This is a genomic window from Agrobacterium sp. 22-209-1, assembly GCF_053522485.1.
The window spans coordinates 71,640-94,875 of the sequence record NZ_JBNWCH010000012.1 but is presented as its reverse complement, the minus strand read 5'-3'; the positions used below and the strand labels follow the sequence as shown (position 1 = coordinate 94,875).

General features: G+C 58.8%; 21 protein-coding genes and 1 pseudogene. 17 read left to right on the top strand and 5 right to left on the bottom strand.

What is annotated here, in order from left to right:
* The first annotated feature begins 15 nt into the window (after positions 1-15).
* Together ACQZ48_RS21105 and ACQZ48_RS21100 are read left to right on the top strand one after the other, a co-directional pair.
* On the top strand, positions 16-1,026 hold the full coding sequence (locus tag ACQZ48_RS21105) for a 2-hydroxyacid dehydrogenase (protein ID WP_142913372.1): 1,011 nt from the start codon (positions 16-18) through the stop codon (positions 1,024-1,026).
* 145 nt (positions 1,027-1,171) lie between these two features.
* The gene (locus ACQZ48_RS21100; protein WP_077984710.1) at positions 1,172-1,924 is read left to right on the top strand and encodes a FadR/GntR family transcriptional regulator; all 753 of its coding nucleotides are present in this window, start codon (positions 1,172-1,174) and stop codon (positions 1,922-1,924) included.
* A 56-nt stretch (positions 1,925-1,980) separates the two neighbouring features.
* On the opposite strand, the gene ACQZ48_RS21095 is transcribed toward ACQZ48_RS21100, so the two are convergent.
* On the bottom strand, positions 1,981-2,778 hold the full coding sequence (locus ACQZ48_RS21095) for a carbohydrate-binding protein (protein ID WP_077984709.1): 798 nt from the start codon (positions 2,776-2,778) through the stop codon (positions 1,981-1,983).
* A 10-nt stretch (positions 2,779-2,788) separates the two neighbouring features.
* A complete protein-coding gene (locus ACQZ48_RS21090) occupies positions 2,789-4,576 on the bottom strand; it encodes a heparinase II/III domain-containing protein (RefSeq protein WP_448729415.1) in 1,788 nt (595 codons plus the stop codon).
* A 247-nt stretch (positions 4,577-4,823) separates the two neighbouring features.
* On the opposite strand from ACQZ48_RS21090, the gene ACQZ48_RS21085 reads away from it, so the two are divergent.
* The 9 genes from ACQZ48_RS21085 (at position 4,824) to ACQZ48_RS21045 (ending at position 15,750) form a co-directional block, all read left to right on the top strand.
* A complete protein-coding gene (locus ACQZ48_RS21085) occupies positions 4,824-5,753 on the top strand; it encodes a carbohydrate ABC transporter permease (protein ID WP_202048328.1) in 930 nt (309 codons plus the stop codon).
* Between the two features lie 3 nt (positions 5,754-5,756).
* On the top strand, positions 5,757-6,593 hold the full coding sequence (locus tag ACQZ48_RS21080; RefSeq protein ID WP_077984706.1) for a carbohydrate ABC transporter permease: 837 nt from the start codon (positions 5,757-5,759) through the stop codon (positions 6,591-6,593).
* Between the two features lie 4 nt (positions 6,594-6,597).
* Positions 6,598-7,770, top strand: a complete 1,173-nt coding sequence (locus ACQZ48_RS21075) for a glycoside hydrolase family 88 protein (protein WP_448729414.1) — start codon at positions 6,598-6,600, stop codon at positions 7,768-7,770.
* 13 nt (positions 7,771-7,783) lie between these two features.
* A complete protein-coding gene (locus ACQZ48_RS21070) occupies positions 7,784-8,893 on the top strand; it encodes an ABC transporter ATP-binding protein (protein ID WP_448729413.1) in 1,110 nt (369 codons plus the stop codon).
* A gap of 19 nt (positions 8,894-8,912) precedes the next feature.
* Entirely contained in the window at positions 8,913-9,617 is a 705-nt protein-coding gene (locus tag ACQZ48_RS21065; protein ID WP_448729412.1) for a hypothetical protein, read from the top strand.
* 48 nt (positions 9,618-9,665) lie between these two features.
* A complete protein-coding gene (locus ACQZ48_RS21060) occupies positions 9,666-10,946 on the top strand; it encodes an ABC transporter substrate-binding protein (protein ID WP_448729411.1) in 1,281 nt (426 codons plus the stop codon).
* Positions 10,947-11,015: 69 nt separating this feature from the next.
* The gene (locus ACQZ48_RS21055) at positions 11,016-12,890 is read left to right on the top strand and encodes a DUF2264 domain-containing protein (RefSeq protein WP_448729410.1); all 1,875 of its coding nucleotides are present in this window, start codon (positions 11,016-11,018) and stop codon (positions 12,888-12,890) included.
* Positions 12,887-14,554: an acyltransferase gene (locus ACQZ48_RS21050; protein ID WP_443388565.1), complete on the top strand. Its 1,668-nt coding sequence runs from the start codon at positions 12,887-12,889 to the stop codon at positions 14,552-14,554. The genes ACQZ48_RS21055 and ACQZ48_RS21050 overlap by 4 nt, the downstream gene beginning before the upstream one ends.
* A 50-nt stretch (positions 14,555-14,604) precedes the next feature.
* On the top strand, positions 14,605-15,750 hold the full coding sequence (locus tag ACQZ48_RS21045) for an alpha-hydroxy acid oxidase (RefSeq protein ID WP_077984699.1): 1,146 nt from the start codon (positions 14,605-14,607) through the stop codon (positions 15,748-15,750).
* A gap of 226 nt (positions 15,751-15,976) precedes the next feature.
* On the opposite strand, the pseudogene ACQZ48_RS21040 reads toward ACQZ48_RS21045, so the two are convergent.
* A pseudogene (locus ACQZ48_RS21040) lies at positions 15,977-16,186 on the bottom strand (IS3 family transposase); the annotation flags it as partial.
* A gap of 214 nt (positions 16,187-16,400) precedes the next feature.
* Positions 16,401-17,297: a LysR family transcriptional regulator gene (locus ACQZ48_RS21035; RefSeq protein ID WP_077984698.1), complete on the bottom strand. Its 897-nt coding sequence runs from the start codon at positions 17,295-17,297 to the stop codon at positions 16,401-16,403.
* Between the two features lie 105 nt (positions 17,298-17,402).
* On the opposite strand from ACQZ48_RS21035, the gene ACQZ48_RS21030 reads away from it, so the two are divergent.
* From ACQZ48_RS21030 to ACQZ48_RS21015, 4 genes are read left to right on the top strand one after another with little or no spacing between them, the layout of a single operon-like run.
* Entirely contained in the window at positions 17,403-18,485 is a 1,083-nt protein-coding gene (locus ACQZ48_RS21030) for a 4-oxalomesaconate tautomerase (RefSeq protein WP_077984697.1), read from the top strand.
* Positions 18,486-18,533: 48 nt separating this feature from the next.
* Positions 18,534-19,535 (top strand): ABC transporter substrate-binding protein, encoded by a 1,002-nt coding sequence (locus tag ACQZ48_RS21025; protein ID WP_443388566.1) that lies wholly within the window; start codon positions 18,534-18,536, stop codon positions 19,533-19,535.
* A 9-nt stretch (positions 19,536-19,544) separates the two neighbouring features.
* On the top strand, positions 19,545-20,366 hold the full coding sequence (locus ACQZ48_RS21020) for an ABC transporter ATP-binding protein (RefSeq protein ID WP_077984696.1): 822 nt from the start codon (positions 19,545-19,547) through the stop codon (positions 20,364-20,366).
* The gene (locus tag ACQZ48_RS21015) at positions 20,353-21,129 is read left to right on the top strand and encodes an ABC transporter permease (RefSeq protein ID WP_077984695.1); all 777 of its coding nucleotides are present in this window, start codon (positions 20,353-20,355) and stop codon (positions 21,127-21,129) included. The genes ACQZ48_RS21020 and ACQZ48_RS21015 overlap by 14 nt, the downstream gene beginning before the upstream one ends.
* Before the next feature lie 165 nt (positions 21,130-21,294).
* On the opposite strand, the gene ACQZ48_RS21010 is transcribed toward ACQZ48_RS21015, so the two are convergent.
* Positions 21,295-21,462, bottom strand: a complete 168-nt coding sequence (locus ACQZ48_RS21010) for a hypothetical protein (RefSeq protein ID WP_165691314.1) — start codon at positions 21,460-21,462, stop codon at positions 21,295-21,297.
* Between the two features lie 192 nt (positions 21,463-21,654).
* On the opposite strand from ACQZ48_RS21010, the gene ACQZ48_RS21005 reads away from it, so the two are divergent.
* Together ACQZ48_RS21005 and ACQZ48_RS21000 are read left to right on the top strand one after the other, a co-directional pair.
* The gene (locus ACQZ48_RS21005) at positions 21,655-22,812 is read left to right on the top strand and encodes a DSD1 family PLP-dependent enzyme (RefSeq protein ID WP_448729409.1); all 1,158 of its coding nucleotides are present in this window, start codon (positions 21,655-21,657) and stop codon (positions 22,810-22,812) included.
* A complete protein-coding gene (locus ACQZ48_RS21000) occupies positions 22,812-23,201 on the top strand; it encodes a RidA family protein (RefSeq protein WP_137412569.1) in 390 nt (129 codons plus the stop codon). Before ACQZ48_RS21005 ends, ACQZ48_RS21000 begins: the two co-directional genes overlap by 1 nt.
* Positions 23,202-23,236: the final 35 nt, after the last annotated feature.

Below are 23,236 nucleotides of genomic sequence, written 5' to 3'. Positions count from 1 at the left end.
AGACTGGAGAAACAGATGCGGATCGTGGTCTACAGCGCCAAACCTTATGACAGGCAGTTCCTTGACGCTGCAGCCCACGCTGACATGCGGATGCTATATTGCGAAGCACGTCTGTCTCCAGAGACAGTTGCGCTGGCGGAGGGAGCGGCGGCGATCTGCGCCTTTGTTAATGACGACCTGTCGCGGCCGGTGCTTGAAAAGCTTGCGGAAATGGGTGTCCGGCTCATCGCCCTGCGCTGCGCCGGTTTCAATCAGGTCGATCTCGCCGCCGCCGAAAAGCTCGGCCTGACCGTTGCGCGCGTGCCGGCCTATTCGCCCTATGCGGTCGCCGAACACACCATGGCGCTCATCCTGTCGCTCAACCGCAAGATCCACCGCGCCTATAACCGTGTCCGCGAAGGAAACTTCGCCCTCGATGGCCTGCTTGGCTTCGATCTTCACGGGAAGACCGTCGGCATTGTCGGCACGGGCAAGATCGGGGCGATTTTCGCGCGCATTGCGGCCGGCTTCGGCTGCCGTCTCGTCGGCCACGATCTACGGCCAAATCCGGATTGCGAGGCGCTGGGCATGGTCTACGTCACGCGCGAGGAGCTGTTCCGAACATCGGACATTCTGGCGCTGATGTGCCCGCTCACACCGGAGACCCGTCACCTTATTCGTGGAGAAACACTGCCGCTTCTGAAAAAGGGCGTGATGCTCGTCAATACCAGCCGCGGCGCCATCATCGACACGCAGGCGGCAATTGCAGGCCTGAAAGACGGCACGATCGGCAGTCTCGGCATTGATGTCTATGAAGAAGAGGCCGATCTCTTTTTCGAGGATCTTTCCAACGAGGTGCTGCGCGACGATGTTTTCGCGCGACTGCTGACCTTTCCAAATGTTCTGGTCACCGGTCATCAGGGCTTCTTCACGCAGGAGGCGCTCAAAAATATCGCGGACACCACGATCGGCAATATCGAGAGCTTTTTCAGGACCGGCAGGGCGTTGCATGCCGTTTCCACGGAACAGTTTGCTGGCCCGGCCTAGTGTCTCCGGTCAGAATCGGGAAGATTTTTAGTACCATTCTGCGCCTCCTCTGCATGAAGGCGGGTAAAATTGGTATGATCATTGAGTTTTAATGAAATTCATCATACATATTTGACAGGCTCCACGCCTGCCTCGATTTCAATGCATGGTGACCGACGTGCCTGAACAGCAAAAACAGCGCAGCAAATCCTCCGGTTCTCTGGTGAGCAGAGTTAGCCTCAGCCTGAGAAACGCGATTGCCTCCGGGCAATATGGGCCCGGCGACCGCCTGCCCAGCGAGATCGAGATGACGGAAACCCATGGCGTCAGCCGCACCGTCGTGCGCGAGGCGGTGACGGCGCTACGCTGCGACGGGCTGGTGGAGGTGCGTCAGGGAGCGGGCATTTTCGTACTGAAGCATGAAAAGGACACGTCACCCACACCCGGTGTTGACCGCGCCCGGCTTTCTTCCGATCTGGAGGTGCTGGAAATCAGGACGCCGCTTGAAATCGAAGCGGCGGGGCTCGCCGCCCTCCGCCGCTCGCCATCGCAAGAGGAAGCGATTTTCGACTGTCACGCCCGGCTTCTGCAATGTATCGAGGAGAACCGCTCCATTCGTGAGGCGGATCTGGCGCTGCATCTTGCCATTGCGGCCGCCACCAACAATCCGCTTTTCACACAGTTCCTCGAACTGCACGGCCAGACCGTAATTCCACAATCCCGCGTGGTTTCCGAAACCGGCGAGAACGACCAGACAGCTTACCGGCGATTGATCCACAAGGAGCACGAGGCAATCGTCATCGCCATATCGGACCGGAACGAACAAGCCGCAAAGCTGGCGATGCAAGCGCATCTGCGCGGCAGCCAGCACCGTTACCGCGACATGATGCGCGACATGCGCGGCATCGCACACAGCTAAAGGATTTCACGTAAACCCGGGTCGTAGCTTTGTGTTCTGAAAGGCGCGATCAGGGGCTACGGCGCTTCCCGCAGATCCGCCCCCCAGACCTCGATCTGCGTCAGCGCGGGAAAGGGCGAAGGGTCGTCCGCTTTTTTAAGATCATGCAGACGGATCCACTCCACCCGGCGCGGCACAACCGGGAAGGTTTGGGCCACACCGGTTTTCTGCAGGGAAAAGCTCGCACTTTCGCCGTCGGAAAAAGTGACGCTCGCTTTTTCCCACCAGGCATCGTGTGGGAAGTCTGCCCGCAGGTAAAAAGTCAGCTGGTCGATAAGGACTGCGCGGCCGAATACGAGGGTCAGCGAAGCTTCGGGATCGCGGTTGATGCCCCAGCTTGTATAGGGCCAGAAGCCGTGGCCCGCGCTCGCCTTTTCACCATCGATAACATTGCGGGCTGCGAAGGCCGCCTCCCCACGCGTTTCCGTGCTCGCATAAACGTGCGGAAACAGCGAGGTGTTCTCATGATCGTCAAACGGGTTGAGCGCCAGATTCCTGCGAACGCCAATTTCACCGGCAAGTGTGCGGCGCGCGGCGATCCTGTGAAGATTGCCGCTGAACGCCTGCGGCGGATAGGATTTGCGTTTCGCCGCGGAAGGAATGGGCAGGGTGAATTCATTTCCGTGCAGGAAAACCAGCGTCGGCTGCATGCCTGCGTCGAGCGCAAGCCAGATATGACCGGGCTGTGAAATCTCAACGACAAGCCTGTCACCCTCGCAATATTCTGCGCGATAAACGAGCAGAGCTTCGTCCTCCGCTTCGGCTTTCGCCAGAACATCACCCAGCGCATTGACGACCTTGAGTGTAAGTTTCATCGGCACTTCCTTAACTGATCGTCAGGCACAGACGCTGGGCTGCGATGGGGATGAGAATGCGATAGATTACCGGGGGCCAGGACTGGCGAAGGCGGGCATCGTCGATTGTTATGGCTTCGATTGCGGGTTCTCCCGCGCCTTCGCAGGCTATCTCTCCCAGCCCCGCAAAGTTCAGGACACCCGGCGTGACAGCGGGCTTTTCGGCAACCATCAGCGACAGAACCGCCTCCTGCCTGCCGTGATAGTCGTCAAGGACTTCCACATGGCTGCCACGCAGCAATCGGACGCGGCGACGATAGTGTTCAACACGCGCCATGGCGGGATAGGCCCTGGCTATGTCAAAAGAGACTTCCGCCTGCTCTTCGGAAAATTCGGTCGCAAAATCTGTCGCGGCAAACTCTGCCCCGGCAGCCTGCATGACGCCGCCGAAAGTCGGCAGATTGTGAAAGGCCGATTGCATCGTCCAGATGTCGTAGCGTTGCGGTGAGAAGGTTTTTGCGGTGTAGGCTTCCACCCCGACATCGATGATGAACGGCCGGCCGTTCTTATAAAGCGTGAAACTGCCGACATCGTTATGATTGTGGCTCTCACCATTATTACCCGCCTTAACGGCAAGATCGAAAACCCCGTCGCGGGCAATCGCCAGACCGATACCGGGATAGGCGATATCGATCTTTGCCGGTTCCGCCGGGACAGGCGCGGACAATTCCGGGATGGCGAGAACTGCCTGGACCCGATACCAGAGATTCCACTCCTTGCACATCATCCGGTCCGGTGAGCGGTTCCAGCAGGCGGCAGCGAAAGCCTGAAGCGGTAGCGAAGAAACGGCCCTGCCGAAGAGATATTCCCGCACGCCGGATGTCTCGACCTTCGCCGGCGCATCGGCGAAGTTGAAGAACCGGTCTTCCGCCACGTGCATGTTGAGAATGAATTCGGCCATGCTGCGCAGCTTCGGCGCATGAAAGAGCGACGCCATGAAGCCCGGCGCAGAGGCTTCGAGAATGCTCATCGCCCCGAACAGGCAAAGCGCCGCATGGCCATAATAAAGAACGCCCTCTTCGCAGGCGCCGTCTTCCGCATAATCCTTTTGAAACGCATCGAGACTCTTGAGCGCCTTTTCCACGACCGCACGCCTCGTCGACTGGTCTATGGGCAATAGCAGGGTCGAGAGAAGGACGTTCTGGGTGATCCAGGCCGTCCAGTTGTTCATCCGTTCGTCGCCATTTCCCATCCACCAGAAATGCCGGGCGAGATAGGGCTTCGTGATACGCCTGTCGATCTCGGCGCGGATGCGGAAAACAAGGTTTGCATTCGCTCTTTCCAGTTCCGGAGCCAGCAAATGGAGGCACAAAGCGAGATTGGCGCCCGTTTCGGCGGCGAACAGGTCGATCACCGGGTTCTGCGGATCGGGCAGAGAATCTCGCGGGCCGCCGCGAATATGGGAATTATGGGCGGGCAATTGCCAGCCGCTTTCCTCGCATATCAGCCAAAGACCATCGATGATGGCATCGAGAAAGCGACCCTGCCCCTCGGCGCATTCTCCAAGAACCAGCGCGTTCAGCTTCAGTCTTCGGGAAAAATAAAGCGCCTCGAAACGATCGCGATTGCCGGTGCGGCTATATTCCCGGTAGTCGCCCGCCAGAATTGTGGACCAAGGTTCGTCAAGCGTCTGCTCCGCCGCCTCGATGAGACCACGGGAAACCGCGCCCGGCGCTGAAGACCGTATTTTCTGCGCCGTCAGTTCCGCGCCGAAATCGGCGAACCGCTCTGGCAGAAAACGCATCCTTTCGACAAACACGCCCTCAAACCTCCCGCGCGTTCCGCAATCCGATACGGGCCTCCTATCATACGTATTTCCGAAAAACCAGAAAATTTGTCTGACTTTATGCAAAGTTGTTTGACCAATATCGATATTGTGTTATCCAGAGCGCGGGAGGCGGCAGGGCGAAGACCTGGACCGCAATGGAACATGCAGGCAGCCGCCACCGATTAAGCGGTGAAACGGCGGCAATGGGAGATATGCTGTGGCAATCGCAACCGCGACCATGTCCGACAAGCAGGCGACTCCGTATCGCAGGAAAAAACGCCGCATCGTCTCCAAACGGCGGCGCGGAATAGAAAATGCGCTCGTCGCCTATTCCTTCATTGCGCCCAATTTTCTCGGATTTGCGATTTTCACGCTCGGACCGATCCTCTTTGCCTTTGCGTTGGCCTTCATGCATTGGGACGGCTCCAATGCCATGCGTTTTGCCGGTCTCGATAATTTCTGGCGGCTTTTCGAGGATAAGGCCTTCATCGCGGCCTTCTGGAACACGGTCATCTACACCGTCGCGTCAGTGCCGGCCACGCTCGCCTGCGCACTCGGTCTCGCGATCCTGCTTAACCAGAAAATCCTCGGCCGCAATTTCTTTCGCACGGCCATGTTCTTTCCCTATGTCGCATCATTGGTCGCCGTGGCCGTCGTCTGGAACATGATTTTCAATCCGGAGATGGGTCCGGTCAACATGCTGCTCTATACGCTCGGCCTCGATCCCGCCGACATGCCGGGATGGGCGGCGGACCGGCACTGGGCCATGGTCACGGTCATTCTCTTCGGCGTCTGGAAGAGCATGGGATATTACATGGTCATCTATCTCGCCGGGCTGCAGGGCATCAACTCGGAGCTTTATGAAGCCGCGGGGCTGGATGGCGCCAATGCCTGGCAGAAATTCATCCACGTCACCCTGCCACAGCTTGCGCCGACGACCTTTTTCGTCACCGTTATGCTGACGATCCAGTCCTTCAAGGTTTTCGATCAGGTCTATATGATCACGCAGGGCGGTCCCGGCACCTCGACGCTCGTTCTCGTCTACCACATCTACAATGAGGCCTTCATTTCCTGGGATCTCGGCTATTCCAGCATGATCGCGCTCGTCCTGTTCTTCCTGGTCTTGGTGGTCACCATCGTCCAGTTCAAACGGCAGCGGGAGGATTGATCCATGCGCATCATGGGCCGCAAAATCCCCGCCGCCACGATCGGCATCTATCTGACCGTCATCGTCGTCACCATCGTCATGCTTTTGCCCTTCGCATGGATGCTGTCGGCGTCGCTGAAACTCAGCCGCGATGTCTTCGCGTTCCCGATCGAGTGGATACCCTCCCAGCCCCGTTGGGAAAACTATGTGGAAATCTGGACAAAAATCCCGCTGGCGCTGTTCATCTACAACACGTCGAAGCTGACGATCATCGTCACGCTACTGCAATTGCTGACCTCAAGCTTCGCGGCCTACGCCTTCGCCAAGCTGCATTTTCCCTACAAGAATACGCTGTTTCTCGGCTATATCGCCACCATCGCCATGCCCTGGCAGGTCTATATGGTGCCGCAGTTTCTGCTGATGCGTGAATTCGGGCTCAACAACACCCATCTCGCGCTGATTTTCCTGCAGGCCTTCACCGCCTTCGGCGTCTTCCTGATGCGGCAGTTCTACATGTCGATCCCGAACGAGCTTTGCGAGGCGGCGCGCATCGACGGCATGAACGAGTACCAGATCTGGGCGAAGATCATGCTGCCGCTTTCCAAACCGGCGCTTTCCACCTTGACGATCTTCACCTTCGTCACGACCTGGAACGATTTTCTCGGGCCGATGATCTATCTCACCAAGACCGAGCTGAAGACCATCCAGATCGGTCTTCGCATGTTCATTTCGCAATATTCGGCGGAATACGGGCTGATCATGGCCGCCTCGGTGGTGGCGCTCATCCCGGTTCTCGTCGTTTTCCTGGCATTGCAGCGCTTCTTCGTCGAAGGCGTCGCCTCCACCGGCCTCAAGGGTTGATTTCATGCTCGATTTGACCACGTCCCTTCCAACCCCGATCACCGCAGCGGAAATCGACGTAGCGCTGACGGCCGCCGTCGCGCAGGTCAGGCGCAATCTGCCTGAGTTCACCTATGCCGCGCAGAACCATTCGAGCGTGAAGAATTTTTACCCCGCAGTGGCCAACGACCAGTGGACCGCCGGTTTCTGGCCCGGCCAGATATGGCTCGCCTTCGAACATACCGGCGACAGGACCTTTCAGCATGCGGCGCAAATACACGTGCAGAGCTTCCTGCACCGTATCGAAAAGCGCATCGAGACCGATCATCACGATATGGGCTTTCTCTACTCGCCCTCCTGCATCGCCGCATGGAAACTGGTGGCCGATGAGGATGGAAGACGCGCGGCGCTGATGGCGGCGGACCAGTTGATGGAACGGTTCCAGCCGATCGGGCAATTCATCCAGGCCTGGGGCCGCAGGGACAATCCCAACGAATATCGCTATATTATCGACTGCCTTTTGAACCTGCCGCTGCTTTATTGGGCGAGCCGTGAAACGGGCCGGGAAGACTACCGCACCGTGGCGCTTGCCCATGCCCGCACCACACTTGCCCATTCCGTCCGGCCGGACGATTCCACCTATCATACATTTTACATGGACCCGGAGACCGGCGCGCCGGTGCGCGGTGTGACCAAGCAGGGTTACAGCGACGAGAGTTACTGGGCCCGTGGACAGGCCTGGGGCATCGCCGGCATGGCCATTTCCTATCGTTATGAGCGTCTGCCCGCCTATCGCGACACCTTCGAGCGGCTTCTCGCCTTCTATCTTAAACGCCTGCCCGATGATCTCGTACCCTATTGGGACCTGATTTTTGCGGATGGCGATGGCGAACCGCGCGACAGCTCGGCGGCGGCCATCGTCGCCTGCGGCCTCCTGGAAATGGCGGAGCTGGAAACGCCGGAAAAGGCCGCGGAATATCGCGACCTGGCAAGGCGCATGATGAAAAGCCTCGCCGATCTCTATTCGGTTCGCGATCCCGCGATCTCCAACGGGCAGCTTCTGCACGGCACCTATTCCAAGAAGACGCCCCACAACACCTGCCGGGGCGAAGGCGTCGATGAGTGCGTCTCCTGGGGCGATTATTATTATCTGGAAGCGCTGATCCGGCTTTCGCGCAACTGGTCTTCCTATTGGTGAGCGCGAGGCACAGATGGCTAGCATTTCCCTGAAAAAACTCAACAAGACCTTCGGCGCGCTCAAGGTCGTTCACGATATCGATCTGGATATTGCCGACAAGGAATTCATCATTCTGGTCGGCCCTTCCGGGTGCGGAAAATCCACGACGCTCAGGATGATCGCCGGGCTGGAGGAAATCTCCGGCGGCGAGTTGCGCATCGGCGAGGACGTGATGAACGATGTGCCCTCCAAGGACCGCGACATCGCCATGGTGTTCCAGAACTATGCACTTTACCCGCATATGACGGTCTACAAGAACATGGCCTTCGGTCTGGAACTCAGAAAGGCGCCGCGCCATCTCATCGACACCAAGGTCAAGGATGCGGCGAAAATTCTCGACATCACCCATCTCTTGAACCGAAAGCCGAAAGCGCTTTCCGGCGGCCAGCGCCAGCGTGTCGCGCTTGGCCGCGCCATGGTGCGCAATCCGGAAGTCTTTCTGCTCGATGAGCCGCTTTCCAATCTCGACGCCAAGCTGCGCGGAACGATGCGGTCGGAAATCTCCAAACTGCACAAACGGCTCGAAGCCACCTTCATTTACGTCACCCACGATCAGGTGGAAGCCATGACCATGGCAGACCGCATCGTGGTGATGAAGGATGGCCATATCCAGCAAGTGGATACGCCGCAAAATCTCTACGACCGACCGATCAACATGTTCGTCGCGGGCTTCATCGGCGCGCCGCAGATGAACATGCTGCCGGTAACGCTACGCCGTGACGGCGACCGCTTCACCGCCCTGTTCGACGGCGCTTCCTTGCCACTGCCGGCAGGCATCGATACCGCACGCCTGCACCCCTATGAAGGAAAGGACATCGTTCTCGGCATCCGCCCGGAAAACTTCCACGAATTCGCCCCGGCGGATATCGACGCCGCCAATGTCGCACCCTTCCGGGCGACGGTGGAACTGGCGGAGCCGATGGGATCGGAGGTGCATCTCAACCTCGTCTCCGGCGGGCGAAACCTCGTCGCGCGCGTCTCACCGCGTTTCAGGGCGAAGATTGGCGATCCCGTCGAACTGGTGGCGGATTTGACGAATGCACAGCTTTTCGATCCCGCCACCGAGCGATCGATCCTTTATTGAGGCGACGGGGAGAAACGCGATGCAATGGCTGGAAGGTTTATGGACAAGGGAAGGGGCCGGGATCGACAAGAACGCCCCGCCGCTTACCGGCCTTGCCCTGTTCCTCGATATCGTCAAGCGCGAATGGTGGGAGATGGTGAAGCTCAACCTCCTGTTCATCATCGCCAGCCTGCCGGTGGTGACGATGCCAGCGGCGATGCTGGCCACGGCCCGCATCTCAGTTTCCTTCGCAAATGACGAGAATACCTATCTGCTGCGCGACTTTCTCGAGGCCTTGCGGAAGTTCGCTCTTCGCGGCACCGCACTTGTGGTTTTGAGCGCGCTGCTGGTGAGCGCCGGTGTTTACGCGACTGTCAGCTATGCCGGGGCCGCCCGGCTTCAGCTCGTTTATAGCCTGCCCTTTACGATCAGTCTGGCAGTGACGCTGCTTCTCATCCTTCTCAGCGCCTACGCCATTGTTCTCATGGCGAAACAGGACTTGCTGCTTGGAGAAACGCTGCGGCAGGCGGCATTTTCCGCGCTCATCAGACCGTTGCCGATGCTGGCGGCGCTCGGCTTCGTCACAGCGCTGTGGATCGCACACATCCTCTTTTATCCGGTGTCGGTGTTCATGCCGGCCACCATCAATTTTTCGCTCGGCATGTTCGCCCTGTGTTTCGCAGCGAGAAACGCTGCAGCGAAAACACGCGCGCCGAAACCCGAACCGGCGGGGAGCAGCGCTTAAGGCAGACTAAAATCAAAACGACATCAGTCAGGGAAGGAGAAACGGGCTATGGAGTTTAAGACAACCAGACGTGCATTTGCTCTCGCAACCGCCGGTCTCGGCATTGCGATCGGCATGGGAGGAACGGCGCTTGCTGCGGGCGATGCGCCCGTCACGCTTAAATGGGCGCTTTGGGATTTGGACAAGGGCGCTTATTTCAAACCCTTGATGGAGGCCTACAAGCAGAAACATCCGAATGTGACGTTCGAGGTGGTCGACCTCGGCTCGCAGGACTATACGCAGATGATATCCACTCAGCTGACCGGCGGCTCCAAGGATATCGACGTCGTCACCATCAAGGACGTGCCCGGCTACGCCAATCTGGTGCGCGCCGGCAACATCACCGATCTCAGCGGCTTCATCAAGGACCAGAAGATCGAGACGACGCCCTATGGCGGCCTGATCGAGGAACTGACCATCGACGGCAAGATTTACGCCCTGCCGTTCCGCTCGGATTTCTGGGTGGTCTATTACAACAAGGATATTTTCGACAAGGCCGGCGTGCCCTACCCCACCAATGACATGAGCTGGGCGCAGTTCGATGAAATCGCCGGCAAGCTGAAGGGTGGCATGGGCGCCAACCGCACCTACGGCGCGCTGCTGCACACCTGGCGTTCGACGGTGCAGCTGCCCGGTATTCAGGACGGCAAGCACACGCTGGTGGACGGTAATTATGAATTCCTGAAACCCTGGTATGAGCGTGCGCTTGCCCTGCAAAAGAGCGGCGCGATACCGTCCTACGCCTCGCTGAAAACCTCGAATACCCATTATTCCGCTCTTTTCTTCAACGGAACGATCGGCATGCTGCCCATGGGCACATGGTTTGTCGGCACCCAGATTGCCAAGGTGAAATCCGGCGAGTCGAAAAGCGCCAACTGGGGCATCGTGAAGTTCCCCCATCCGGATGGTGTGCCGGCAGGGGCGACGGCCGCGCAGATTGCAGGATTGTCGGTCAATGCCAATTCCGACCACAAGGAAGCGGCGCTGGATTTCATCCACTTCGTTACCGGACCTGAGGGTGCGGCGATCATCGCCTCCACCGGCACTTTCCCTGCGCTCAGAACCGATGATGTGGCCGAGAAGATCGCAGCACTGCCGGGCTTCCCGCAGGATCAGAACAGCAAGGACGCGCTGCAGGCGGGCAAGGCCTATCTGGAAATGGCGGTCAACCCGAATGCGGCCAAGATCGAAGTTGTGCTGAACCGCGTGCATGATGCGCTGATGACCGACAATATCTCCATCGATGATGGCATCAAGGACATGAATGACGGCGTCAAGGCCATTAAATAATTGCCCCAGGGCCGCGGGCGATGAGCCTGCGGCCCTTCCTTCGATCATGAATTCCGGATATTCGTCACCGTGCCTCACGAGACCGCCACAGCCAATCCGCTCTTTCACAATCCGCTTTTAAGCCGGGACGATCTCGCAAAGGCGGTGATCGATCTCTTCAACCCGCTGCTTGCCTGTTTTTCACCCGGCGGCGCGCGTGTCCGACTTGGAGCGACGGGGGCGATTTTCGATTTTCCTGCGGCGGAACTGGAGGGTTTTGCCCGGCCACTATGGGGCATCGTTCCACTTGCCGCCGGCGGTTATGACTTCCCCCACTGGGATCTCTACAGGCGTGGACTGGCCAATGGCGCCAACCCCGCCCACCCCGAATATTGGGGCGACACGGCTGATCGGCACCAGCGGCTGGTCGAGCTGGCGGCGATAGGATTTGCGCTCGCCATGGTTCCCGAACATATCTGGGAGCCGCTTGCCGAAACGGACAGGCAGGCCGTCGTCGCCTATCTTCTTGCTGCCCGCGAGCGGGAATTCGTCGACAATAACTGGAAATTCTTCCGGGTTCTGATCGATCTCGGGCTGGAACGGGTCGGCGTGGAATTCGACCGCGCCAAGACCCAGACCTATCTCGATGAACTCGAGGCTTTCGATATCGGCAACGGCTGGTATCGCGACGGGCCGGTGCGCAGGGTCGACCACTATATTCCCTTCGCCATGCATTTTTACGGCCTGATCTATACGGTGCTGGCAAAAGGCGACGACGCGCGAAAAATGCGCTTGCTCGAACGCTCGCGCATTTTCACCCGTGACATACGCCACTGGTTCGGGCCTGACGGGGCCTTGCTCGCCTTCGGACGCAGCCAGACCTACCGTTTTGCGGCGGGCGGTTTTTGGGGCGCTCTTGCCTTTTCCGGTCTGGAGGCGCTGCCGTGGCCGGAGATCAAGGGTTATTACATGCGCCATATCCGCTGGTGGTCGAAGCGGCCTATCGCGGACCGCGACGGCGTCCTGTCGGTCGGATATGGCTACCCAAATCTTTTGATGAGCGAGAGCTACAATTCTCCCTGTTCCCCCTATTGGGCGCTCAAATTTTTCCTGCCGCTGGCGCTGCCCGCCGATCACCCATTCTGGACTGCGGATGAGGCAGAACCGCAGGAATTTGCCGAACCGGTTCCCTTGGCGGAGCCGGGTATGGTGGCCTTTCATACGCCGGGCAATATCGTGGTCCTGTCCTCCGGGCAGCAGCACGACAGGATGCGCGGCGCACAGGAAAAATACTCGAAATTCGTCTATTCCACCCGTTATGCCTTCAATGTCGAGGCGGATGACCGGCATTTCGCCGCCGCGAGTTTCGACGGCATGCTCGGCCTTTCCGACGATGGCGTGCACTTGCGCACCCGCGAGACGATGGAAGAGGCCTTGATTGCGAGAGACTGCCTCTATTCCCGCTGGCGGCCATGGGCGGATGTCGAGATCGAGACCTGGCTCGTGCCACAAAACCCCTGGCACATAAGGCTGCACCGCATGCGCACCCCGCGCCCCTTGCAAACATCGGAAGGCGGATTTGCCATAGAGCGGGCCGATTTCAATCGCGACTGCACCGAGGCGGGTGAAGGTCGCGCCGTCTGTTACGGACAGACTGACACCAGCCTCATCGTCGATCTTTCGGCTGGCATTCGGCGCGAAGGCGTGTGCCATCAGGCAATCGCCAATACCAACCTCATCCACGCCAGAACCCTTGTTCCGCAATTGCGCGGCGCCATCGCATCCGGCGAAACGCTGCTGGTGACGGCGGCCATGGCACTGCCGGCCGGTAGGGAAGCAGAGGCCGCATTGGCTGTCCTCCCCGAAAGTCCAGATCTCCCGAGGCTGGAAGAGATGTTCAGGCGGGAGGGGCGACGCGTTCCCGCCTATGCTCTCGATGAAACCCGCGCAGGCTGGCGGAGATGACAGACGAAGTATCGAGCTTTTCCCAAAGGTCGGATCGGCTGAACATCCTGACCTGGGAGCGGAAGCAGGAGGATATCGACGGCCCCGACCATCAGGCGCGGTTGCGTGGCCTCAAGCGCTCTGCCAACACCGTTTTCGGGCAGGGCGTCTACATCGCCGCCAAGGCCGAGGTGCATACGGATAGACTCCTTATGGGTGCGTATTCGTGGATCGCCGGTTACGCAATCGTGCGCGGCGATATCGAACTCGGCGACAATGTCTCGATCAACCCCTATGCCTGTCTTTCCGGCAAGGTCACAATCGGCAATGGCGTGCGCATCGCCTCACATGTCAGCATCGTCGGCTTCAACCATGGCTTCGACGACATTGAAACTCCGATCCACCGCCAACCGCTGACCTCGCTCGGGATAGAGATCGGCGACGACGTCTGGATCGGCGCCAATGCGGTTGTGCTTGATGGCGTGAAGATAGGACGCGGCGCTGTTGTCGCCGCAGGCGCGGTGGTGGCGAAGGACATTCCCGCCATGGCCATTGCAGGCGGCGTTCCCGCCCGGGTTCTGCGATATCGCGGAAAAAAAGCGGCCGCGCCGACGCTGATGGAACCCGATAGCCCGCTGCGAGAACTCGGCAAGGAGATTGCGGACGACTGGCTTGTGGCCATCCGCTCCTATGGCGAGGATGGCGTCTATCGTTCCGCCGATGCATCTGGAGGTGAGGTCGAAAGCGTCAGGCATCTGTGCGATGCCATCGAGATCGCAGCAGCCTTCGGACAGGAAAAGATCGCTTTCGATACCGGAAAAACCGTGGCCAATCTTCAGGCCTTGCAGGATCAAGAAACGGGGCTTTTTCTTAACCGTCACCACCGCTCTTCTACATCTCCCGAGAAGGACCCTGCCGTCCTCTATAATATTCTGGCTGTCGGATATGCGCTTGAATGTTTCGGAGCTGCGCCAAAACAGCCGATCGCTTTCATTGAGCGTCTGCGCGCCGAAGAACTCATCCTCCTGCTGGAAGAATTGCCGTGGCAAAGCCGGGCATGGCATTGCGGCGCCACAATAGACGCCATCGCCACCGCGCTTTATTTCAACAGGCGCTATTTCACATCCGGCGACAACCTCACCGTTCTCTTCGGTTGGCTGGCGATGAATGCGGACAAAACCACCGGGCTTTGGGGTGAGCCGACTGCCGCACAGGGCCTGCTGCAACCGGTCAACGGTTTTTACCGGCTTACCCGCGGCTCTTACGCGCAGTTCGGCCTTTCCCTTCCCTATCCGGACGCAGCAATAGACTCCGTTATCGCCAATTATCGTGCCTATGGCGGTTTCCACGGCGAGGATTTTAATGCCTGTAACCTGCTCGATACAATCCACCCGCTTCTTCTGTGCCTGAAACAGACGGATCACCGGCAGGACGAGGCGAAAGAGATAGCCCGCGAAATTCTGCGCCGAAATGAGGGACGCTGGCAAAGGAACAGAGGATTTGCCTTTGCCGAGGGGCATCCGGCCGGCCTGCAGGGCACGGAAATGTGGATGTCGGTTCTCTGGCTTTCAGCGAAGCTCCTCGATGCGGAACATCTCCTGCCGTTCCGACCTCGCGGCATCCATCGCTTCGAGCCTGCGGAAATCGTCCGTGGCCTGATTGCCCGCTCCAAATCTCCGGTATAGGTTTCCGACACTCTTTTGAAAGCTTTCAAACCTGACCGGTCGAGTAAAAGATGCAACTCAAAGACTGCTATAATTTCCACGATTTTCGCCGCATGGCCAAGCAGCGTCTGCCCGGACCGATCTTCAATTATATAGACGGCGCCGCCGATGACGAGGTGACGTATCGGCGAAACACGGCCGCCTTCGAGAAATGCGATCTCGTTCCCGATGTGCTGCGGGGCGTGGCCGATGTGGATATGTCGGTCACCGTCATGGGGCAGAAGCTGTCCATGCCGGTCTATTGTTCGCCGACGGCGCTGCAACGCCTCTTCCACCATCAAGGGGAACGGGCGGTTGCGGCCGCGGCGGGAAAATACGGCACGATGTTCGGCGTTTCTTCGCTCGGCACCACGAGCCTGGAAGAAGCGCGCCGGATCAGCGGCGGCCCGCAGGTCTATCAGTTCTATTTCCACAAGGACCGAGGCCTCAACCGCGATATGATGGCGCGCGCCAAGAGCGCCGGTGTCGAGGCGATGATGCTGACGGTGGACAGTATTACCGGCGGCAACCGCGAGCGCGACAAGCGCACCGGCTTTGCCATTCCGTTCAAGCTCAATCTTTCCGGCATCGCACAATTTGCCATCAAGCCGGCCTGGGGCATCAATTACCTGACGCATGAGCGCTTCAGCCTGCCGCAGCTCGACGACCACATTAAAATGGACGGCGGCGCTCTTTCCATCAGCCGCTATTTCACCGACATGCTCGACCCTTCGATGAACTGGGACGACGTGGCGCAGATGGTGCGCGAATGGGGCGGGCCGTTCTGCCTGAAGGGCATCATGTCGGTGGATGACGCCAGACGCGCCGTCGACATCGGCTGCAGCGGCATCGTGCTTTCCAATCACGGCGGCCGCCAGCTCGATGGCTCCCGCAGCGCCTTCGATCAGCTGGCCGAGATCGTCGATGCGGTCGGCGACCGGATCGACGTGATGATGGATGGCGGCGTGCAGCGCGGCACCCATGTTTTGAAAGCACTGTCTCTCGGTGCAAAAGCCGTGGGGCTCGGCCGCTATTACCTTTTCCCCTTGGCTGCTGCCGGGCAACCGGGCGTGGAAAGAGCGCTCGAGTTGATGCGTATCGAAATCGAGCGCGGCATGAAACTGATGGGCTGCACCTCCGTCGATCAGCTGACACGCCGGAACCTTCGGTTTCGTTGAACAAGCTGGACGTTGGAAAAGAGCTGGGCGAAGCGCGGTCGCAACCGACTACGTGAAACCGCATGCCATTTCAGCCGCGTTTCGTCGCTGCTCCTGAAGCGCCATACTGATGTTCCAGACGAGCGCCAGACAAACAAGCCCGCAAAAGCAGGCTGAAATCAGCGAGCGATGACGCTTGGCTCCGGAGAGAAACTGAATAGCCCCGCGTTTCGTAGACACCCTCGGGTTACGTTTTCTGCCGTTTTTCGAACTCGACGGGTGACAGCATCCCGTTTTAGACATGTTTGCGCTTCGGGTTGTAAAACATCTCGATGTAGTCGAACACGTCCTGCCTGGCTTCGTCTCTTGAGCGATAAACCTTTCGGCATACCCGCTCCCGGCTCAACAGATCGAAGAAGCTCTCGGCCACGGTATTGTCATGGCAGTTGCCGCGCCGGCATCCTCCACTTCAAGAGGGGGTATCCTCGCTGCGAGGCAAATGATCAGATAATCACGGCGCTAGATTGGCGAGCGCTGGTCGCGGAACGACCGCGGGCGATCTCGTGCTTAGAACCAACAGCAATAGCTCGACACTACTCCAAAGTGGCCAGATGCTCACGAACAATCCCGCGTATCAGGGCCTGAGGTTTAGACCGCACGAGGTTGTAAAATTAATGTGTTTTCCAAGTTCTCAACAGCATTTCCACGAATTTTTCCGCCGCCGGAGACAGCGCGTTACTCCTTCTCCGCACGATGCCTATCGTGCGGGAAACCACCGGGTTGACGATCGGCCGGGTGATAAGGAATGGGTGATCGCCCTGCGGCGTTGCCAACCGCGGCAGGACGGAAATCCCAAGTCCAGCTTCCACAAGACCGAGCGATGTGTTCAGGTGCGTCACCTCGTAAAACCAGTTCAATTTTAGATTGCATCGCGCAAGCGCGCTGTCGAGAAGCGTCCTGTTGCCACTTGAACGGTCCACGACAACCAGCGGAAAGGCCTCCAGCTGGTCCCACTCGATTGTCTCGTAGGCTGCCAGAGGGTGGTCTTTCCTCATCGCCAGCACGAAGGGGTCATCGATGAGGGGCTCGAATGAAAGCTCGGGATCGGAATTGCCCATCAGGTTGATGCCGAATTCCACCTCGCCTCTGGCGACCGCCTGAAGACCTTCATTGGCTGTCAAATCCCTGATCCTCAGCCTTATGTGGGGATATTGCTGGCTGAAGGTCTTGATGACGGTGGGAAGAAAGTAAAAGGCGGCGGTCGGAACACAGGCCATGGTGATAAGCCCACGCCGTTGCGCGCCGTCCTTCATGGCAAAAAGCGATCCGTCAAATTCCTCGAGCATACGCCGAACGAGCGGCATGACTTCCTGTCCCATGGCAGTGGGGGCAACGTGGCGTGTCGTTCTTTCCAGAAGGGGCGCCCCGATCGCCTGCTCCAGTTTCTGGATACGGCGGGTGAGCGCCGGTTGCGAGATGTGAAGCGCCTCGGCGGCCCTGTGGAAACTGGCCAATTCAACCACCGCTTGAAACGCCCGCAAATCCAGAATTTCGCAATTGATGCTCATATCGCAATAAAACTCCAAAACATTGCATTTAACAGATTAGACTCTTTTGCTCATATTGCAACAACACGACGCATTGATCCGCCAAATGCAATATTGAGGCAACCCATGAACGACCTGCTGAAGATACCCTGTGTGCTGATGCGCGGTGGAACGTCGCGTGGACCGTTCTTTCTCGCATCCGATCTTCCCCGTGATCGAGTAGACCGGGACGCGGCCCTTCTCTCCATCATGGGGTCGGGCCATCCACTGCAGATCGACGGCATTGGCGGAGGCAATCCGGTTACGTCCAAAGTTGCGATTATCGGCCCTTCCACAGTCCGGGGCGCGGACATTGATTACCTGTTCGCGCAGGTTCGGACCGACAGGCAGTATGTCGATTATTCGCCAAATTGCGGAAACATGCTGGCCGCTGTCGGCCCTTTTGCTATCGAAGCGGGACTTGTCGAAGCACGGGGCAAGGATACTCTTGTGAGAATCCATAACGTGAATACCGGCAAGCTGATCGAGGCGAAAGTTCCGACACGCGGTCGTGAGGTTATTTATCTCGGCGACGCCTCGATCGACGGCGTTCCGGGTCTGGCGGCACCCATCGCATTGACATTCATGGATGCAGCAGGTGCGAAGACCGGCCAGCTGCTACCAACTGGAAAGCCGGTTGATCTGATCGATGGCGTCAACGTGACGGCCATAGACTGTGCCATTCCGATGGTTCTCATCCGCGCACCCGATCTCGGCGTGACGGGGTACGAGGATCCGCAAACCCTGAGCGCTCACAAGGACCTCATCGCACGGATGACCCGCATCCGCATCGAGGCTGGAAAGTTGATGGGAATGGGTGATGTCAAAGACATGGTCATTCCGAAACCGGTGCTCGTTGCGCCCGCCCGCAGAGGCGGCACTCTCTCGGTACGGTATTTCATGCCCAACGAGTGTCATCCTGCACTGGCGACGACCGGTGCTGTTGGCATCGCAACCGCGGCTGTCACCAAAGGCTCTGTCGCTTATGATATGGTTGGAGGCCTTTCGGTGCCAACCCAGATCCGCATCGAACATCCCGCCGGCTGCCTCGACGTGCAGCTGGAGATGCGAAACGGAGCAATAACGGCCGGACTTGTAAGAACGGCGCGCAGGCTTTTCGAAGGCTTCGCCTTTGCCAAACCAACCGCTGCGATTGAAGACGCAGCCTAGACGCGGCCATAGTGGCGCAAAATATAGTTGAACCGGGAGGAGACCCTTATGCGTAAATATCTGCTTGCAACCGCCGCGCTCTGTGCGCTGGCAGCATCAGCCAATGCCGAAGCCGTCAGGATGAGCGTTGGCTCTTACAACCTCAACAACCTGCCTTTCCCCGTGGCTGCGAGCCTTGGCTTCTACAAGGAGGAGGGCCTTGATGTAACGACCGAGAACTTTGCCCAAGGCGGGTCGAAGGTCCTGCAGGCGCTTGTCGCGGGTTCCACGGACGTTGCCGTGGGCTTCTACGATCATACGATCCAGATGCAGTCGCAGAACAAGCATGTGGTCGGCTTCGTGCAGCTTGCCCGTAACTCGGGCCTGGTTCTCGCCGGCAAGAACGACACGGACTTCGATCCGGCCAAGCCCGAGACGATCAAGGGCAAGAAGGTCGGCATTACGTCGCCCGGCTCCTCCTCGGACTTCTTCATTCGCTATTACATGAAGCAGCATGATCTCAGCGACAACGACATCTCCATCATCGGCGTCGGTTCGGGTGCTGCAGCCGTAGCCGCTCTGCAGCAGGGCAAGATCGACCTGCTCGTCAATTACGATCCTGCCGCGACCATCGTCGTGGAACGCGGACTGGGCAAGATCCTCATCGATGCCCGTAGCGATCAGGGCGCCAGGGATGTCTATGGCGGCATCTATCCGACATCGGTCCTTTACGCGACGCAGGACTATATCGATGCCAATCCAGAAGTGGTTCAGAAAGTCACCAATGCAACGGTTCGGGCGCTGCACTGGATGAAGCAGCATTCTGCGGAAGAAATCGTCGCGAAGCTTCCCGATGATTTCGTGTCCGGCGACAAGCAGACCTACATCAAGGCTGTCGAAGCAGCCAAGGCGATCTTCTCCGAAGACGGCAAGTTCGAGCCTGCCGATCTCGAAACGCCGCTTTCCGTTCTGAAAAGCTTCAATGATGCGGTTGCCAAGGCGACGATCGATCTCAACACCACCTACACCAACAAGTTCGTCGAGGCTGCTGCCTCGAAGGCCGCAAACTGAGAGGCCGCCATGTCTTCGCCAGCCAGAAAGCTAGAACCCGTGACGGAACTGAAGCCCCCGCCGATGGTAGCAATCGATGATGTGACCATGGCGTTCGGTTCGTTTGTTGCCGTACAAAACGTAAATCTCAAGGTCGGCGATGGCGAGTTTCTCTCCATCGTTGGGCCTACGGGATGCGGAAAGTCCACCATTCTCAACGCCATTGCGGGCCTGTTGAAGCCAGCGCAGGGCAAGGTTTCCATCGACGGCTCGCTCGTCAAGGGCGTACAGAACAACATCGGATATCTGTTCCAGCAGGACGCGCTTCTTCCCTGGAAGACAGCGTTTCAGAATGTCGAGCTTGGCTTGATGTTCCGCGGCGTTCCCGAAAATGAGCGGCGCGCCAAGGTTCAGTCCTGGCTTGAAAAGGTCGGCCTGAAGGGATTCGGAGACCGCTTTCCGCACCAACTCTCCGGTGGGCAGCGCAAACGCGTGCAGATGGCGCAGGCACTCATCACCGAGCCGAAGGTCATCCTCATGGACGAACCCTTCTCCGCATTGGATATCCATACCCGGCACCTTATGCAGAACGAATTGCTGCGCCTGTGGCAGGAGGACCGCCGTGCAGTGGTCATGATCACCCATGATCTGGAAGAGGCGATTGCGCTCGGAGACCGGGTTGTTGTTCTCGCTGCCGGCCCGAAGAGCCGCGTCATCGAGAGCTTCCCTGTCGATCTTGAACGTCCCCGCAACGTTGCGGAAATCAAACTCGATCCAAAATTCATGACGCTCTATCGCGATATATGGGCGTCCCTGCGTGGCGAAGTGGAGAAAAGCTATGCAAGCCGTTAATGTTCGTATCATCCAGGTCGTTCTTCTGGTCGTGCTTTTGGGAGGCTGGCAGCTCGGTGTCACCTCGGGCGCCATCGACCGGTTCTTCTTTCCGGCGCCCTATGACATCGTCAAACAGGTGATTGACTGGGTTGCCGATGCCGGTTTTTACAAGCATGTCGGCATCACGCTGAGCGAAACGGTGCTTGGCTATCTCATCGGTACAGGTCTCGGCGTCGGCGCCGGCGTCTGGCTGGGCCTCAGCCCCTTCGTCGCCCGGGTGCTTGATCCGTTCATCAAGGCCGTGAACGCCATTCCGCGTGTGGTTCTGGCTCCGATCTTCGTGCTGTGGCTCGGCCTCGGCCTGTGGTCGAAGGTTGCGCTTGCGGTTACGCTCGTTTTCTTCGTCACTTTCTTCAACGCCATGCAGGGCGTGCGCGAAGTGAATCCGGTCGTGCTTTCCAATACTCGCATTCTTGGCGCCAAGCGTTCGGATCTGCTGCGTCACGTCTATTTCCCCGCTGCGGCGAGCTGGATTCTGTCGTCGCTGCGCACCTCCGTCGGATTTGCCGTGGTCGGCGCAATCATCGGAGAATATCTGGGAGCCTCCGCTGGCCTCGGTTATCTAATCGCCCGCTCGGAAGGCAACTTCGATGCGGTCGGCGTCTTCGCGGGCATCATCATCCTGGCGGTCTTCGTTCTTGTTATTGACCTCATTCTGGATTTTGCGGAGAAGAGGTTGATTACCTGGCGGCCGAATGCAGGCGAGGAGCGTCCCGCGTAAGCGGAATGAAACAAGACTATTTCCATCGGGGCGGCCAGTCGGCCGGCCCGCTTTTTCTTTAACGACGTTGCTACACTTACTATTAACGCCACAACGCCGCGATTGGGACAGCGGATAGCCGCTCTCCGAACGGGATCACCTTGTCATGGTCGTACATGACAATGCCTAAAACAAATCGTTCCCTTGTTGCTTCAGCCAATATTCGCGCTTGAGATCGAAGGGTACGTTCTCAACAGCGTGTGGACGCTCCATGCCGCGCGGTAGGTTAACGGTCAAACCACGAACCGCAATCACCGCGTCATCCGGCAACACAGGCTCGGTCGTAACGACCATGCCAGAGACAATATTCCTGGGCCGAAACTCTGACTGCCACGAGAAAAGCCTGCTCAAGGCAAGGCCTGGAGGTGAAGAGATTAACAGAAAGCTAAATCCAACATTCACTAGTCATTAATTGCAGACTTTATGAGTTGGCGGCAAATTGGGATCAAACCGGAAACCGGACTGATGGATGTAAGGACGCTCCAAATGCGGACAGAACCCAATTTCGCCAGCACGCTCGACACCCTGGAAACGCCCTGCCTTATCGTGGATGCGGATCGGATGGAGAGAAATATCGCGCGGCTGCGGACGCGTCTCGATGCACTGGGCGTTTCTCTACGCCCGCATCTGAAAACTGCCAAGTCGATCGAGGCCGCCCGCAAGGTCATGACCTCGCCGGAAGGGCCTGCGACCGTATCGACCTTGAAGGAGGCCGAACAGTTCGCCGCAGCAGGCGTGCGCGACGTGATCTATGCGGTTGGGATTGCACCCGACAAGCTCGCTCGTGTCGCCCAGATGCGGGACCGCGGCATCGACCTCATGGTCGTGGCCGACAATGTCGAGCAGGCCGAGGCTATTGCCGCAGCGTCCAAGGCGGCGGGTTTACGCATTCCAGCCCTCATCGAAATCGATTGCGACGGCCATCGCTCCGGCGTTCCGCCCCATGACCATGCCCGGCTGCTTCAGATCGGCGAAGTACTTGCCGCCGGCGCCGAGTTGCGCGGCGTACTGACTCATGCCGGTGATAGCTATCGCGGCGGCGGCCCGGAGGCTCAGGAACGCTTCGCCGAGGCAGAACGCCGGGCTGTCGTCGAGTCAGCGCAGGTCCTGCGCGCCGCCGGCCTGCCCTGCCCCATCGTTAGTGTCGGCTCAACGCCGACGGCTCATCACGCAAAGGATTTGACCGGCGTGACCGAAGTCCGCGCTGGAGTCTTCGTGTTCTTCGATCTGGTCATGGCCGGGATCGGCATCTGCCGGGTGGATGACATTGCGCTCAGCGTTCTCGCCACCGTCATCGGCCACCAGCGCGAAAAGGGCTGGATCATCACAGATGGCGGCTGGATGTCGCTGTCGCGGGACCGCGGCACCAGCAAACAGCCCCTCGACATGGGCTTTGGTCTCGTCTGCGACGTCAACGGCGAAGTTTTCAACGATGTGATCGTTGCCGATGCGAACCAAGAGCACGGGATCATTGCTGTCCGGCCGGGTTCCAACGGCCGCCTTCCAGACTTGGCCGTCGGAGACCGCGTCCGCATCCTGCCCAACCACGCCTGTGCGACCGCGGCACAGCACGGCGCCTATCATATCGTGCGCGGGGTCTCGCGCGATGTGGAAGCCGTCTGGCCGCGCTTTGGAGGCTGGTAATGACAAGATTGCTGGACATCAGCACGGATGACGCGCCGCGCCCGGCTGGGCATTATGTCCAGGCAAGGCGTGGCGGTGATCATCTTTACATATCCGGCCAGTTGCCGATCCGCCCCGACGGGGAGCCCCTGCCCGACAACAGTTTCGAGACGCAGGCTGCGCAAGCAATCGACAACATGCTGGCGATCCTCAAGGCCGCCGACGGGCAGCCGGCCGATCTCGTCCGCGTGACGGCGTACATCGTTGGGGTCAGCAATTGGCCGCGTTTCAACGCGGTCTATGCCGAACGGCTGGGTGAGGCGCGCCCCGCCCGCACAGTCGTTCCCGTCCCTGAACTGCACTATGACTATCTCGTCGAGATCGACGCGATTGCCGTCATTGGCCAGTAAATCCACCGAACATCCGGTCGCAAGAACACCACTCA

Coding starts and splice junctions, on each gene's coding strand:
- ACQZ48_RS21105 (WP_142913372.1), top strand. CDS start 16: ATGCGGATCGTGGTCTACAGCGCCAAACCTTATGACAGGCAGTTCCTT.
- ACQZ48_RS21100 (WP_077984710.1), top strand. CDS start 1,172: ATGGTGACCGACGTGCCTGAACAGCAAAAACAGCGCAGCAAATCCTCC.
- ACQZ48_RS21095 (WP_077984709.1), bottom strand. CDS start 2,778: ATGAAACTTACACTCAAGGTCGTCAATGCGCTGGGTGATGTTCTGGCG.
- ACQZ48_RS21085 (WP_202048328.1), top strand. CDS start 4,824: ATGTCCGACAAGCAGGCGACTCCGTATCGCAGGAAAAAACGCCGCATC.
- ACQZ48_RS21080 (WP_077984706.1), top strand. CDS start 5,757: ATGCGCATCATGGGCCGCAAAATCCCCGCCGCCACGATCGGCATCTAT.
- ACQZ48_RS21075 (WP_448729414.1), top strand. CDS start 6,598: ATGCTCGATTTGACCACGTCCCTTCCAACCCCGATCACCGCAGCGGAA.
- ACQZ48_RS21070 (WP_448729413.1), top strand. CDS start 7,784: ATGGCTAGCATTTCCCTGAAAAAACTCAACAAGACCTTCGGCGCGCTC.
- ACQZ48_RS21065 (WP_448729412.1), top strand. CDS start 8,913: ATGCAATGGCTGGAAGGTTTATGGACAAGGGAAGGGGCCGGGATCGAC.
- ACQZ48_RS21060 (WP_448729411.1), top strand. CDS start 9,666: ATGGAGTTTAAGACAACCAGACGTGCATTTGCTCTCGCAACCGCCGGT.
- ACQZ48_RS21050 (WP_443388565.1), top strand. CDS start 12,887: ATGACAGACGAAGTATCGAGCTTTTCCCAAAGGTCGGATCGGCTGAAC.
- ACQZ48_RS21045 (WP_077984699.1), top strand. CDS start 14,605: ATGCAACTCAAAGACTGCTATAATTTCCACGATTTTCGCCGCATGGCC.
- ACQZ48_RS21035 (WP_077984698.1), bottom strand. CDS start 17,297: ATGAGCATCAATTGCGAAATTCTGGATTTGCGGGCGTTTCAAGCGGTG.
- ACQZ48_RS21030 (WP_077984697.1), top strand. CDS start 17,403: ATGAACGACCTGCTGAAGATACCCTGTGTGCTGATGCGCGGTGGAACG.
- ACQZ48_RS21025 (WP_443388566.1), top strand. CDS start 18,534: ATGCGTAAATATCTGCTTGCAACCGCCGCGCTCTGTGCGCTGGCAGCA.
- ACQZ48_RS21020 (WP_077984696.1), top strand. CDS start 19,545: ATGTCTTCGCCAGCCAGAAAGCTAGAACCCGTGACGGAACTGAAGCCC.
- ACQZ48_RS21015 (WP_077984695.1), top strand. CDS start 20,353: ATGCAAGCCGTTAATGTTCGTATCATCCAGGTCGTTCTTCTGGTCGTG.
- ACQZ48_RS21010 (WP_165691314.1), bottom strand. CDS start 21,462: ATGGTCGTTACGACCGAGCCTGTGTTGCCGGATGACGCGGTGATTGCG.
- ACQZ48_RS21005 (WP_448729409.1), top strand. CDS start 21,655: ATGCGGACAGAACCCAATTTCGCCAGCACGCTCGACACCCTGGAAACG.
- ACQZ48_RS21000 (WP_137412569.1), top strand. CDS start 22,812: ATGACAAGATTGCTGGACATCAGCACGGATGACGCGCCGCGCCCGGCT.